Genomic DNA, 13,950 nt, shown 5'->3' with positions numbered 1-13,950 from the left:
ACGATAAAAATATAAGGCAAAAGACAAGGATAGCTATGTTTTCTAAAATTTTGATTGCCAACCGTGGCGAGATTGCCTGCCGAGTGGCAGCGACTGCAAAGCGTATGGGTGTTAATACCGTCGCTGTCTATTCCGATGCTGACCGTCATGCCAAGCATGTGGCTGTCTGTGATGAAGCCGTCTATTTGGGTGGTTCTGCCCCAAAAGACAGTTACCTTAAAGGTGATGCTATTATTGCGATCGCTAAAGAAACCGGCGCGCAAGCCATTCATCCTGGTTATGGATTCCTGAGTGAAAATGCTGAATTTGCTCAAGCTTGTCATGATGCCGGCTTAGTATTTATCGGTCCATCGGCTGCTGCTATCCGTGCCATGGGCGGTAAGTCTGAATCTAAACGCTTGATGGAAACAGCTGGCGTACCACTAATTCCTGGCTATCATGGCGACAATCAAGATGGCGAATTCTTAAGGGCGCAAGCTGATGAAATCGGCTATCCAGTATTAATCAAAGCCAGTGCTGGTGGCGGTGGTAAAGGCATGCGTATTGTCGAGCAAAGCGCTGACTTTATCGGCCTATTAGAGTCTTGCCGCCGTGAAGCGATAACCAGCTTCGGTAATGATCAAGTATTGGTCGAAAAGTATGCCCTCAAACCGCGTCATATCGAAATCCAAGTATTTGGCGATAGCCACGGAAATTATGTGCATTTATTTGAGCGAGATTGCTCGGTACAGCGCCGTCATCAAAAAGTTCTTGAAGAGGCGCCAGCGCCTGGTGTCGATATCAGCATGCGCGAGGAAATGGGCGCAGCGGCTATCGAGGCTGCGCGGGCAGTGAGTTATGTTGGCGCAGGAACCGTCGAGTTTATCGTTGAGCAGCGTGAGACTTCCATGAATTTTTACTTCATGGAGATGAATACGCGTTTGCAAGTCGAGCATCCGGTTACCGAAGCAATTACTGGTTTAGATTTGGTTGAATGGCAGCTATTGGTTGCTGCTGGTGAGTCATTACCGAAAACCCAAGATCAGCTGGTTATTAATGGTCATGCTATTGAAGCACGAATCTGTGCTGAAAACCCTGACAATGATTTCCTGCCAGCGACGGGGACGTTGTTTACTTATCAAAAGCCTGAACACAGTACCTTTAACATTGCTGATATACGTCTTGATGACGGTGTCCGCGAAGGCGATGTCATTAGCCCCTTTTATGATTCGATGATTGCCAAACTAATTGTTCATGCACCAACTCGTGAGCAAGCGTTAGCCAAACTTGATCGCGCACTGGCACAAACGCGCATCGTTGGACTGCCGAACAACGTAGCATTCTTACGTTATATTATTAATACCGATTCATTTAGCAATGCCAATCTAGATACGGCATTGATTGAGCGGGAGCGGGCTGACCTTTTTGACCAACAGCCTCTTGAGCTATCAACACTCATTAGCACTGCCATTGTTCAGCAGCTTGCCACTGAGTCGGCCGATACGGATGCCAATTCTTTTGACCCTTTTGGCCAGACCTCAGGGTTTCGCGCTTATACCGATTATACGCGGCAGTTTAGTTTGGTTTATGATGAGCAGCCTTATTTAGCTCATATTAGTGATTGGTACAATGGTGCTACATGCTCAGATAGTGGTCTTGACAAGTCTAACGATAAAGCCAGTCGCTTTGATATGGTCATTGAGCATGATACGACTAATAATGATGGTAAAGATACAGACCAAGTTAACGACAAAAATAATACTGCCAGTCCAACCCATAATTTATATAAGGGCCATGTCAGCTACACAAGCAGCGATGCACACAACCATGTTTTATGGTTAGACGGTACACGTATTAGCGCCCAAAGTTGGCTACATAATGAAACTGTATATGTCTTTACTGATGCTGGGCGTGATCAGATTACTTTAATTGATATTATGGCTCATGTTGGTGAGGATAATGCGGCGGTTGGTAGTCTAAAATCGCCTATGCCAGGACAAGTTATTGCCTTTAAGGTAGCCGTAGGTGATACCGTCAAGCAAGGCGAGCCGTTAGCTGTGATTGAAGCCATGAAAATTGAGCATACTATCATCGCGCCTACGGATGGTGTAGTCGCAGAGCTGCTATTTAAAGCCGGCGATTTGGTTGCCGATGGTGATGAGTTATTGCGAATTGATGCTACCGAAGAAGGATAATGATAGCGACAGTTAAAGAGCATGGCGGTTTTTAGAAATAACTGTTTGCGAAATTAGCTCTTTAAAAATTTCAGCCTAGTAGCTTTTAGCCCATTAACCACACTAACAGTCAGATCAGTAAAAACAGATTAATAAAAAGGATGGCAATCATGAAACACTCGTATCCCGACCAGGTACTGATCGTTGACGTCAGTCCGCGTGATGGCTTGCAAAATGAGTCCAAAACCGTACCAACTGCCATCAAGCAAGCACTGATTGAAGACCTGATTGCCGCTGGGATTAAAAAGCTTGAAGCGACTAGCTTTGTCTCGCCTAAATGGGTACCGCAAATGGGTGATAACAGTGCACTGTTGGAAGCGCTTGAGCCCACACGTCATGATGACGTTTGTTATTCCGTATTAGTGCCCAATATGCGTGGCTTTGAAAATGCTATCGTGCATCGTCCTGATGAAATTGTCATATTTGGCTCAGCCAGTGAAACCTTTAGTCAAAAGAATATTAACTGTAGCATCGATGACAGTATTGCACGCTTTGCCCCAGTCGCTGCTGCTGCTAAAGCCCAAGGTATCAAGGTTCGCGGAGTTATTTCGTGTACGGTCGGCTGTCCTTATGAAGGTGATATTGACCCCAGTCAAGTAGCGTATGTGACCAAGCGTCTGGTCGAGATTGGTGCCGAGCAAATTGGCATTGCCGATACTATAGGTGTTGGTACACCCCTCAAAGTTCAGCGTGCTTTACAAGCAGCGCTTGAATATGTTGATATAGCAGCGATATCGGGGCACTTTCATGACACTTATGGTCAGGCATTGAGTAATACCTTAGCGGCATTGCAGATGGGTGTGCGCGAGTTTGATACATCCGTTGCTGGGCTTGGTGGTTGTCCATATGCCAAAGGGGCAACCGGTAATGTGGCGACTGAAGATGTGGTTTATATGCTGCACGGTATGGGTATCCGTACCGGTATTGATCTGGAAAAGTTGGTCAGTGCTGGCGAGCGTATCAGTGCATTTTTAGAGCGTCCCAATGGCTCCAACGTTGCGCGTGCATTGATTAACCAGCGTTAGTCTTGAGCTATTAATCAATAAAAGTACCCTACGCGCTAATAACCTTTAAAAATATTAATAGATTAGAACCTAAAATATAAGGAATAATTATGAGTTTACCCGGATTAGACTTTCAGCTTGGCGAAGATATTGATGCCCTACGCGATATGGTGCAAAAATTTGCGGCGAATGAAATTGCCCCGCGTGCCGCTGAGATTGATTCCAGCGATGAATTCCCAATGGATCTATGGCAAAAAATGGGTGATTTAGGCCTTCATGGTATCACCGTTCCTGAAGAGTATGGCGGGGTTGATATGGGCTACGTCGCGCATATGGTGGTGATGGAAGAGATTAGCCGCGCTTCTGCGTCGGTGGCACTCAGTTATGGCGCCCATTCAAACCTTTGCATCAATCAGCTCAAACGTAATGGCAGTGAAGAGCAGAAGCAAAAATATCTACCTAAACTGCTGAGTGGTGAATTTATTGGTGCGCTTGCCATGAGTGAAACCGGTGCTGGTTCTGATGTCACCAGTATGAAGCTCAAAGCCGAAGAAAAAGACGGTAGCTATATTTTGAACGGTAGCAAAATGTGGATTACCAACGGCCCTGATGCGGATGTGATGGTGGTTTATGCCAAAACCAATCCTGAGCTCGGTGCTAAAGGGATTACTGCCTTTATCATTGAGAAGGGTATGGCAGGCTTTGGTACTGCACAAAAGCTCGATAAATTAGGCATGCGTGGCAGCCATACTGGCGAGATGACCTTTAGCAATGTCGAAGTGCCTAGTGAAAATATCCTTGGCGGCTTAAATAATGGCGTCAAAGTATTGATGAGTGGGCTGGATTACGAGCGCGCGGTATTGGCTGCTGGTCCTATTGGTATCATGCAATCGGTGATGGACAATGTGATTCCTTATATCCACGATCGTCAGCAATTCGGTCAAGCCATTGGTGAATTTCAGCTGATTCAAGGTAAAGTCGCTGATATGTACACCGTGCTACAAGCTGGTCGCAGCTTCTTATATACGGTCGGTAAAAACCTCGACGCGCTAGAAGCCGGTCATAGTCGTCAAGTACGTAAAGACTGCGCCAGTGTTATCTTATGGTGTGCTGAAAAAGCCACATGGATGGCAGGTGAAGGCATTCAAATATTTGGCGGTAATGGCTATACCAATGAGTATCCACTGGGTCGTTTATGGCGCGATGCCAAGCTATATGAGATTGGAGCGGGTACCAGTGAAATCCGCCGTATGCTGATCGGCCGTGAGTTGTTTAACGAGACTAAATAGTCTGACTAATAAACAGCTTGGCTCATAACTAGGCTCATAAGTTAGCCAGCAACTGGCATGACTGAGCAGGCGAATAGACGGACAGACAGCGTGAGGTTGTTTTTGAAAGTTTAATAATTTGAAGTGCTAAAGCTTTTAAAATGATGCCATAACTCAGAATCTATAGTTAAAATACCTTAAAAACGCTACGGTACTGTTGGTATAAGCTTTTTGCAGCCTCTGTCTGCGTAGGCACAGCAAGCAAGAAAAACTTATGCCAGCAGTATGTTATGTTATGTATCGATGTTACTTTTCATTGACTATAGAGCCCACAAAACAGCTCGCACTGTCCGTTAACCCATAAAAAAGCAGTAAGTCTGAGACTTACTGCTTTTTTATGGATTGTTTTTTATCAATAGTTTTTCGCAGGCTAATTACTGTTTGCTATAGTCGAAATATCGCGCTATGCCGTTGAGCAGTAAATCTTCACGAATACGCACTGGACGATTAACATGTTGGGCAATCATATTAGCATCGCCACCGGTCATGATCAGCTCAAAGTTTGGATGACGATTGGTAATCTCATTTACCGCGCCGACGATAGACAACAGGATACCTCGGTGTACCGCCTCATGAGTGTTGGTGCCTTGAGTGATGCGATCAAAGGTACCGTTAGAGATGGTGATTTGTTTAGTACCTGAGAACAACGACTCACGCTGCAGATAGATATTAGGAAAAATATAGCCGCCCAAATGCTCGGCGTGATCAATCAGATCAATAGTCACAGCCGTTCCGCAGCCAATCACACATTGACGCTTTTTCTTATCCACGGCACCCAGCATTTGTAGCCAGCGATCACAGCCTAATTGGTTGGCATCGTAATCACTACGCATGAGTGGATGTTCGGCATCAACATGGACAAACTCGAAAGGAATACCCAGTCGACTCAAGGTTTTTGACACTCGTTCATTAAGCTCGTCACCCAGTACTGACGAGATACCGATAAAGTCAGGAGCATAGCGCTCAAAGCGATCCGTCAAACCCATGAGTAGTTCTGCAGGCGCTTGCAAATGTTGCTTAGCGTCATGCGAGACAATCTGCCCGATATCATCGGTGAGCCAGTATTTAAGACGGGTATTTCCCAAGTCGAGCCAGAGCATAAATATCCTTATATCGAATGAATCAATTATAAAGCAGTTGCGGTGTCAGACGTGCTTAATGCACTTGCTGTGATAAGTGACGTACCCTCTTCACTTACCTGTCTGGTACTTATTTTATATTTGATTCACTATTAGTGCCCAGTGTAGGTGCTTTAAACCTCATTAATAACATCAATACGACCAGTAAAAAGCGCGGAAAGCTTACCGTTATCTTGCCGTAATTGCAAACATCCGTGTGTATCAATACCGCAGGCATACCCAGTAGTAATATGAAGTTGGTCGTTATGATTTTGGCTCACCTGTAGCCGTAACCCTGTCAGTGCGTCCATTGCGGCAAACTGAGTCATAAATTCATCCGCATATTGAGTGTGGGCGGTTAGTTTTTCAGCAGCCAATTGCTCAAAGCAAGTAATCGCTGTTATTAAGGCGTGACTGATTTGCCGATATAAGTCTTGTAGGCTTGGCAAGGTTGCGTTCATTGTCTCTGATCTAGATAGATCGCTATTATTAGAGGAGGGGTTTAGCGTTTCATAAATGTCTTGTAGACTAATCGCTTGATAGCTCATACCTTCGCTGGTTTGGGTGGTCAAGGCTGGGGTTGCTCGTACATTTAGGCCAACCCCCATTACTACGCCAATTAATTTACCTGATTGCCACACTGGCTCAATCAAAATGCCCGCCAGTTTATTAAAATAACTGATTGGTGGCGTAAGATTATGAGCGTCATCAGACTCACGCACTTTATTGGGGTTGATTGATGTATCAGAGTGTTGAGCAGGTTCTTTAGTAGAGTGGTTAGGCGTTTGATAAAACCCTAAATCATTGGCCCATTTTACCCCAATAGCAGCCAATCCTTGCGCTCGTAATTGGTCATTCAGCGTTTGAATCACTGGCATTTTAGCCAATTCAGCCCCGATAACTAAGGATAATAAACCACTGATCGGCATTTGCATTGGATGATACAACGACAGATAGACATTACCCTGCGGTGACTGCCAAGAACGGCCGCGCTGTCCACGCCCTGCGGTCTGGGTGTCGGCAGTTAATAGCTGCGGCTCATTTGTACTGAGAGTTCCTGCTTGTACAGCGTCAATCAGCTCGCTATTAGTCGATGGACTACTGACAACATGGCGATGGTTGAGGGTCGTTAAGAGGGTGGTTAGTGGCATAATTTTAGTCGATGTGGTTAATGTAGTGTGGGTAATTTTTGATATACTGAGGCGATTGTGGAGAATAGAAGATAGAAAGTCGACATCATGGATGGAAAAACAAGACCGTCATCTTATTATCATATAAAAGTAAGCACAATAAAAGCCAAGCTCAATAGCAGACGGACACAATAAAAATTAAGTATATTAAAAGGTAAAACGGATGATGTTATATGTATGGTTTGTAATTGCCGGTGCGTTCGCAGGAGTCTGTGCTGGTTTGTTCGGTGTGGGCGGTGGCATGATTATCGTGCCAGCCTTAGTATGGATTTTCACCGCCTATCACTTTCCACCTGAGGTGGTTACTCATTTAGCGATTGGTACTTCTTTGGCGACCATTGTTGTCACCTCAATCAGCTCAATGACTGCGCACAATAAGCGTGGCGGCGTACGTTGGGATATCTGGCGTAAAATGGGAGTGGGTTTGGTGATCGGTAGTTTAATAGGGGCCGGTGTTGCTGAGTCGATTGATGGCCAAGCACTGAAAGCCATTATTGGTGGCGGAGCATTATTAGTAGCCATAAAAATGTTGTTCTTCTCTAATAAGGAACAGCTTGGCAAACCGCTGCCTTCTACTGGCGTACAATTTGGTGCCGGCACGGGTATTGGTTTGGCCTCGTCTATTTTCGGTATTGGCGGTGGTAGTTTGACGGTACCCTTTTTAAACTGGGCAGGGCTGACGATGAAGCAGTCGGTGGGTACCGCTGCTGCTTGTGGTTTACCTATTGCAATTGCCGGAGCGTTAGGGTTTGCCTGGTTTGGTCAAAATGTCGAAAACTTACCAGAGGGCACTATTGGCTTTGTGCATATTTCTGGATTTTTATGCATTTCGGTGATTAGCTTTATTATGGCAAAAGTCGGTGCGAAGCTTGCGTACAAATTGCCAGCTTTGATGCTCAAACGTGCCTTTGGGGTATTGTTGTTATTTGCTGGTGGGCAGTTGTTATTGAGTGGTATTGGGGTGTTGTAGCTTGGCCTGCTATAGATTTGAATTTGAGTAACAATGTGCTATTAAGTAATTTGTACAAGGATAAAAAGTATGCATAGAAATGATAGAAAATTTGTTATAGCATTAATTCTAACGACTGTTATTGCAATTGCTCTCTATTTCTTTTTAGGCCTTGTCGCCCAAAGCTATGCAAAAAACATAGCGGCATCTATTTCAGGCGAAATATCAAAATCTCCGTTTATAGTTATCGACTTATTAAAGGGCGGTGTTTGGCTGCTTTATGCCGCTGCCATACTTGTGCTCATATCAAAATGGTGGGCTAAGCGAGTAAAGACTTAATGGAAACTTTCTTATAAAGTGAAAATTTCATCACGGCTTTGATTGTGTCGGGTTTCATTTTATATTTTTATAACTTGGACCATAATGATACTAACATTACTCATTTACAACCAATCAAAACGAGATGTGATGCTAGGGAAAATGAGTTACATAACAAGATTAAAAGTTATATATCAGATTATACTCAAATCCTACAAACCCCAAAAATCTCCCAAAATTTCAGGTAGAATAGCCGCCTGTTTTTGCTAAGCTTATTGATACTTCATGCGTTTAAAATCTCTAAAATTAGCGGGCTTTAAGTCTTTTGCTAACGCTACTACCTTTACCTTTCCCCGCGGTATTACTGCTATTGTCGGGCCCAACGGCTGTGGCAAATCAAATGTGATTGATGCCATCCGTTGGGTATTGGGTGAAACCTCTGCTAAGCAATTGCGTGGCGGGGCGATGAGTGATGTTATTTTTGCTGGCACGCAAGATAAAGCAGCAAAAAGTGTCGCCAGTGTCGAACTGACTTTTGAGCATACCCAAGACGAGCAAATGGGTATTCGCCATGAGTTCAATCTCTATCAAGAGCTGTCTGTCCGCCGTCAGGTCAATTTGGAGGGGCGCTCAGATTACTTTATTAACGGCACGCGTTGTCGTCGCCGTGATGTGATTGATGTATTTTTGGGAACTGGCCTCGGCTCGCGCAGCTATGCAGTTATTGAGCAGGGCATGATAGGGCGTATTGTGGACTCCAACCCAATGCAGCTACGTGAATTTATTGAAGAGGCGGCAGGAGTATCTCGCTATCAAGCACGCCGTGATGAAACTCAAAAAAAGTTAGAAAAAACTAAAGACAATCTGGCGCGCCTATATGATGTGCAGAGTGAGCTGGAACGCCAACAAAAGACGCTATCTAAGCAAGCTGCCAGTGCCCAGCACCATGCTGAACTGGCCGAAACTCTGGCTGATATCAAGCAGCAGCTGGCTATTCAGCAATTATATCAAGCCAAACAGTCGCAGCAGCAGTATAAAGCTGAGCATGAGCGTAGCGTTAATACAGTGGCTAGGCTACAAGCCAATTATGATCAGCTCAAAACCCAGCAAGATAAACTCACTGCGCGTATTAACCAAGAGCAGTGGCTAAAAGACGATGCCCAAAGCGCGCACTATCAGCAGCAATTAAGCTATCAACACGCTGAGCACCAATTAAATGATGGGCAAGCGCAGCTTGACCAAATTAAGCAGCAACTTGCTGATTTAGAACAGCAACGAGAGCAAGCAATAGCTGAGATTAATGATCTAGAAATAGCACAAGCGCAGCAACAGACTGAGCTAGCAAAACTACGGCCACAGCTAGTCGAACTAACGGCTAAGCGCGACACAGATAAACGCGATGAGCAACCACTACAGCGCACTTGGTATGAGTCACAAAATAAGCTAACGCATCTACAAGATAGTGAGCGTCTGCTCGAGCAGCAGCAAGCACTCAATACCCAATCACAACACCGTTTGCAACTTAGTCAAGATAAATGGGCTCGCCGCCAACAGAATTGGCAAGACTTATGGGTACAGAGCCAACAGGCTACTCAATCTCAATCGTCCGAAACTACCGCGTTTAATAGCGATAATGTAGCATCAGGAAGTCAGACCACAAAGGCACAAATTGTTGATTTAGACAGTCAGCTACAGCAAATTAACCGGCAGCAAGACAGTGTTGAGGAACGACTGTCTGAGTTACAACCGCAAGAGCGTATGTTGCAGCAACGTTTGGCTGAGCAACAGCGTGCCCTTACGGAACACGAAAAACGCCATGCGCTATTAGCCGGTGAGTACGATGCCATTCACCAAGTATTGCATCCTAAACCTACTAACAATTCTCAGCAGCAAACCGCTAATGCAAACAGTGACTTAAACAGTGACTTAAACAGTGATTCAGACAGTAAGTTAAAAGGCAGCTTTAAAAGCAACGCGGAGGATAAAGTAGTCAGCGACTACCAACCGTTACCTATCACCACCCTGCGTGAGCAGATTGAGCTTAGCGCTCAAGGTCAGCAGTACGCGCATCTGCTAGATAGCTTATTGGCACTATGGCTCGATAGTCATGTGCTCTTACTAAGCCAACATAACGTTCATGATAATGCTCAACGAACAGCTAGTCTGTCGTCACAATTTAAGCGCTATTTGCCGGAGTTGCTGGCGTATCAAAACGGTCAGAAGCAACAGGATACATCTGAAAATTGTCATAGTCTATGGTTGCCCGTGGCTCATGCTGCCAATCAAAATGATAGCCGGAAAAATGATTTTATCGACACTTTACCAGGCCAGCTTAAAGATAACGTTTTTTCTTTATCGCAACTGATTGCGCAGCCTACATTGGCATTATGGCAGCAGTGTTATTTATATATTGCTCAACATGATAACAATACTGATTTTGAGAAAAATGCACAGCTGACTCTCATCTTGCAAGCGTTACCCTCATCAGCGCTATTATTAACCACTGATGGTTGGTTAATCAGCAGCAGTGGCACGATAAATCTCAGCAAATTTGTTGGTGCCCAGGATGAGCAGGCTGATAGCCAGAGCAACAGTCAATTTCTAACCCAGCGTCTGAATCAACGCCAGCGCTTAGAAAATTTAGCAACCTTGCTCGATGAGAGAGAGGCGCAGATAACAACGCAACAGCAAACGCTCAATCAAAACCAACGTGAGTATGATACGTTGGTCATCAGTCTTGAAGAAACTCGCGCTCAAGCTGACAATCTGATACGCAATCAATATCAATGCCAGCAGCAATTAACCACTCAGCAAGCCGCTCGTGACCGTCAACAGGCCGATGTACAACGTTTAAATTTTGATAAAACAGCACTTGCAGAAGAGTTGCAAGAGTTAGAGCATGAGCAAAAGTCTTTAGACCGCGAACAGCTGAGTATTGAACAAGATAGAAACGCGCTCATGCCTAAACTAGCAGAGGCGCGCGCGATCTGCCAGCAATTACAAGCTGATCACAACCAATTAAACCGAGTCCGTCAAATCGATACTGAGGCGTGGCAGGCATTACAGTTAAGCATCCAGCAAAGTGATATCCGCCTTGAGCATAGCGTCAGCAGTCTAGCGCGTGCGACTGATGTACAGGATAAGGCGATACAAAATCAGCAGACCTTGATAGCACGACTTAAGAGCGATCAACAACAGCTGCCAGCCTTGCAAGCCGCATTACAAACGGCACAGACAGCACGGGATCAACAGCAAGCATTACTAACCGAGCGTGAAATTATATTAACCGCACTTAAGCATGAATATAGTGAGCAACAGGCAGCGCTAGATACGTTGCAAACTGAGGTACAAGTCAAACAAAGCAAGCTGGCAAGTGACGCAACCGAATTAGCCTTAAGTGAAGCACGGTTAAATGACGCTAGTAACCGCGCCCACGAGAGCTTAGCGGAATACTATCAGCTTAGTAATAAGTCTAATAATAGTGGACAAACGCTGCAAACTATCAGTGTCTCAAGCTTATTAACTGACTTTATTACTCATGAGCGCCGCGTACGTCCGGATAAAATCGCTGATCTATATAATAAGCAAAACCAACTTGAGCAGCAGCTGAACAAAATTGGCGCAGTTAATTTAGCTGCGGTGGCTGAGCTGTCTGAAGTCAACCAACGCTTAGCGCCGCTGGCACAGCAAACTGAAGATATTGCCGCCAGCATGAATACCTTGACGAATGCGATCGCCTCTATTGATGAGACGACTAAGGCGCTATTTATGCAAACGCTTGAGGCGGTCAATATTGATCTCGCTGATTTATTTGCCAAAGTATTTGGTGGGGGTCATGCCAGCTTAACGCTCAACCTAGATGACATGCCGACTAACAGCTCTTCTGATAAAGATCAGTCAAAACCATATTCAGAGCAATGTTCAGAGCCATGTTCAGAGCAATGGCGCGCTGGACTTACTTTAATGGCACAACCAAAAGGCAAGCGTAACAGTCGGCTAGCGGTGTTGTCGGGCGGCGAGAAAACCTTAACCGCCCTCAGTTTGATTTTTGCTATTTTTAAGCAGCACCCAGCACCATTTTGCGTCCTTGATGAAGTGGATGCACCGCTCGATGACGCTAATGTTGCACGGTTTACCAGTCTCATTCATGAATTGGCAAACGATTTACAGTTTATATTTATCAGTCACAATAAGCTGGCCATGCAGATTGCCGACGAGCTTAAGGGCATCACCATGCCCAGTCCAGGGATTTCAACCTTGGTCAGTGTTTCCTTAGAAGAGGCCGCGCACTATATTGAGAGTTAGGATATTGAGAGTTAATGTTTAGCGCTTGGTATTAATAGCTCCTATCAAAAATTAACATTGAGCAATTATTGAATGCTGGCATTACCATTTAGAGTTGATAGCTGATAGTAAGTATCAAATAATGATATTGGGCGGACTATAAACCATCACAATATGGTGACGACTTCGGTCAGCCATGCTAGACTATTGCCGTTCATACCATCTTTTGTTTTTGTTATATATATTAGGATGTATTTCTCATGACCGCTATTCAGTTTATATTAATTGCCATTGCTGCGTTTATCGTGCTTGCAGGGTTGTTTATGGTCATTCGTAGCTTTAAGCGGCGCAAAAATGCTGAAGTGGCGGCGGTCAATTATGATAAGAATGGTATTCCCATTATTCCACGTCATGAGCGTAATATCGTCGATCAGCCAGATCTTGATGACACCGTTGCTGGCGAGACCACTATTGGCCCTAATCGTGATTATTTAAATGCGGTGATTGAAGACGAGCCATTGACTCATGCGCACACCAATGTCGATGCGCAATTGACAGCAGATCGCGGTGATGCCAGCCATGATATTGATATTGATATTGATAGCGATGAGGACTATAAACGCTGGCAAGATGAGCAGCAGATTGAAGATAATGCTGAGTTTGTGCATGTCGCTGACCAATTGCAAATGAAGGGTTACCAAGAGCCTGACGCCTTTTCTAGCCTAATGTCTGCCACTGACAACCTAATGCCATCGATCGATACTGTAGAAGAGCCGCGCTTTACCGACAACAGTCCGATACTCGACCACCACCTGCTAGAGCCAGTGGATCAAGCACAAAATGGTCCACTCATTAATGCCAAAGACAATATTAATATTACTATTTTACCGCATCAGTACCGCGATCGCCCATTAACGGTTATCCGTGGTCGTGACCTATTAGCGCTAATTGATAAATATGGCTTGCGCTTTGGGGCGATGAATATGTTTCATCGTTACGAGAAAAAGGATGGTACTGGTATGCTATGGTTTAGTATGATGGGTATCACGGATAGTGGCATCGCACCCTTTGATCCACACAGTGTGGCGACTAATAATTATAGCGGTATCGTGGTGTTTTTATCATTACCTCATCCGCAAGCATTGCTCAGTTTCGATAGTATGATGAGCATCGCCTATATGATGGCCAGTGACTTAAATGCGATGATGCTAGACGAAAGTAATGAACCGATCACTCCCGAATATAAGCAGCAGCTGCGTAATCAAGTTCGTGACTACGAAGGTTAGAGTGGTGCTCATTAGCAGCTAAATAGCCTAACAACCATAAACCAAATTTAAGTAAACTGTAGGTCTAAAGAAATAGGCTAACAAGTACAAATAACGTGATGTATGTTACGTTATTTGTATCTATCAATTATCACAATATCCTGCAAACTTGTTATGATATCGGCATCTTGAATCGTAAAGACGCCGACTATGACTGACTCACTCTTACCACCTGACTCGAAAAAAGCAACCTCTCAAGCAGTAACCTCTCAACCAGCCAC

9 protein-coding genes are annotated in these 13,950 nt (G+C 44.7%); 7 read left to right on the top strand and 2 right to left on the bottom strand.

Annotated elements, in window-relative coordinates; translation table 11 throughout:
• The first annotated feature begins 35 nt into the window (after positions 1-35).
• From RCH20_RS04965 to RCH20_RS04955, 3 genes are all read left to right on the top strand, one after another.
• Positions 36-2,174, top strand: a complete 2,139-nt coding sequence (locus RCH20_RS04965; RefSeq protein ID WP_209955436.1) for an acetyl/propionyl/methylcrotonyl-CoA carboxylase subunit alpha — start codon at positions 36-38, stop codon at positions 2,172-2,174.
• Between the two features lie 149 nt (positions 2,175-2,323).
• Positions 2,324-3,238, top strand: a complete 915-nt coding sequence (locus RCH20_RS04960; protein ID WP_209955434.1) for a hydroxymethylglutaryl-CoA lyase — start codon at positions 2,324-2,326, stop codon at positions 3,236-3,238.
• 89 nt (positions 3,239-3,327) lie between these two features.
• Entirely contained in the window at positions 3,328-4,506 is a 1,179-nt protein-coding gene (locus tag RCH20_RS04955; protein WP_209955432.1) for an isovaleryl-CoA dehydrogenase, read from the top strand.
• 413 nt (positions 4,507-4,919) lie between these two features.
• On the opposite strand, the gene RCH20_RS04950 is transcribed toward RCH20_RS04955, so the two are convergent.
• On the bottom strand, positions 4,920-5,645 hold the full coding sequence (locus RCH20_RS04950; RefSeq protein ID WP_209955430.1) for a pantothenate kinase: 726 nt from the start codon (positions 5,643-5,645) through the stop codon (positions 4,920-4,922).
• A 152-nt stretch (positions 5,646-5,797) separates the two neighbouring features.
• Positions 5,798-6,814, bottom strand: coding sequence for a biotin--[acetyl-CoA-carboxylase] ligase (locus RCH20_RS04945; RefSeq protein ID WP_327192798.1), 1,017 nt, complete (start codon positions 6,812-6,814; stop codon positions 5,798-5,800).
• 205 nt (positions 6,815-7,019) lie between these two features.
• On the opposite strand from RCH20_RS04945, the gene RCH20_RS04940 reads away from it, so the two are divergent.
• From RCH20_RS04940 to RCH20_RS04925, 4 genes are all read left to right on the top strand, one after another.
• Positions 7,020-7,823, top strand: a complete 804-nt coding sequence (locus RCH20_RS04940) for a sulfite exporter TauE/SafE family protein (RefSeq protein WP_327192890.1) — start codon at positions 7,020-7,022, stop codon at positions 7,821-7,823.
• Positions 7,824-7,892: 69 nt separating this feature from the next.
• The gene (locus RCH20_RS04935; RefSeq protein ID WP_327192797.1) at positions 7,893-8,141 is read left to right on the top strand and encodes a hypothetical protein; all 249 of its coding nucleotides are present in this window, start codon (positions 7,893-7,895) and stop codon (positions 8,139-8,141) included.
• Positions 8,142-8,405: 264 nt separating this feature from the next.
• Complete coding sequence (locus RCH20_RS04930; RefSeq protein WP_327192796.1) at positions 8,406-12,425, top strand: AAA family ATPase; 4,020 nt, start codon at positions 8,406-8,408, stop codon at positions 12,423-12,425.
• Between the two features lie 239 nt (positions 12,426-12,664).
• Positions 12,665-13,690 (top strand): cell division protein ZipA C-terminal FtsZ-binding domain-containing protein, encoded by a 1,026-nt coding sequence (locus RCH20_RS04925; RefSeq protein ID WP_327192795.1) that lies wholly within the window; start codon positions 12,665-12,667, stop codon positions 13,688-13,690.
• The last annotated feature ends 260 nt before the right edge of the window (positions 13,691-13,950 follow it).

This window comes from Psychrobacter sp. PL15 (assembly GCF_035984995.1).
Classification (GTDB): Bacteria; Pseudomonadota; Gammaproteobacteria; order Pseudomonadales; family Moraxellaceae; genus Psychrobacter.
This window is presented reverse-complemented; position numbering and strand designations above follow the sequence as displayed.

Excerpts from the sequence above, each read along its gene's own strand:
- RCH20_RS04960 (WP_209955434.1), top strand. The coding sequence starts at position 2,324 with ATGAAACACTCGTATCCCGACCAGGTACTGATCGTTGACGTCAGTCCG.
- RCH20_RS04940 (WP_327192890.1), top strand. The coding sequence starts at position 7,020 with ATGTTATATGTATGGTTTGTAATTGCCGGTGCGTTCGCAGGAGTCTGT.
- RCH20_RS04930 (WP_327192796.1), top strand. The coding sequence starts at position 8,406 with ATGCGTTTAAAATCTCTAAAATTAGCGGGCTTTAAGTCTTTTGCTAAC.
- RCH20_RS04945 (WP_327192798.1), bottom strand. The coding sequence starts at position 6,814 with ATGCCACTAACCACCCTCTTAACGACCCTCAACCATCGCCATGTTGTC.
- RCH20_RS04925 (WP_327192795.1), top strand. The coding sequence starts at position 12,665 with ATGACCGCTATTCAGTTTATATTAATTGCCATTGCTGCGTTTATCGTG.
- RCH20_RS04965 (WP_209955436.1), top strand. The coding sequence starts at position 36 with ATGTTTTCTAAAATTTTGATTGCCAACCGTGGCGAGATTGCCTGCCGA.
- RCH20_RS04950 (WP_209955430.1), bottom strand. The coding sequence starts at position 5,645 with ATGCTCTGGCTCGACTTGGGAAATACCCGTCTTAAATACTGGCTCACC.
- RCH20_RS04935 (WP_327192797.1), top strand. The coding sequence starts at position 7,893 with ATGCATAGAAATGATAGAAAATTTGTTATAGCATTAATTCTAACGACT.
- RCH20_RS04955 (WP_209955432.1), top strand. The coding sequence starts at position 3,328 with ATGAGTTTACCCGGATTAGACTTTCAGCTTGGCGAAGATATTGATGCC.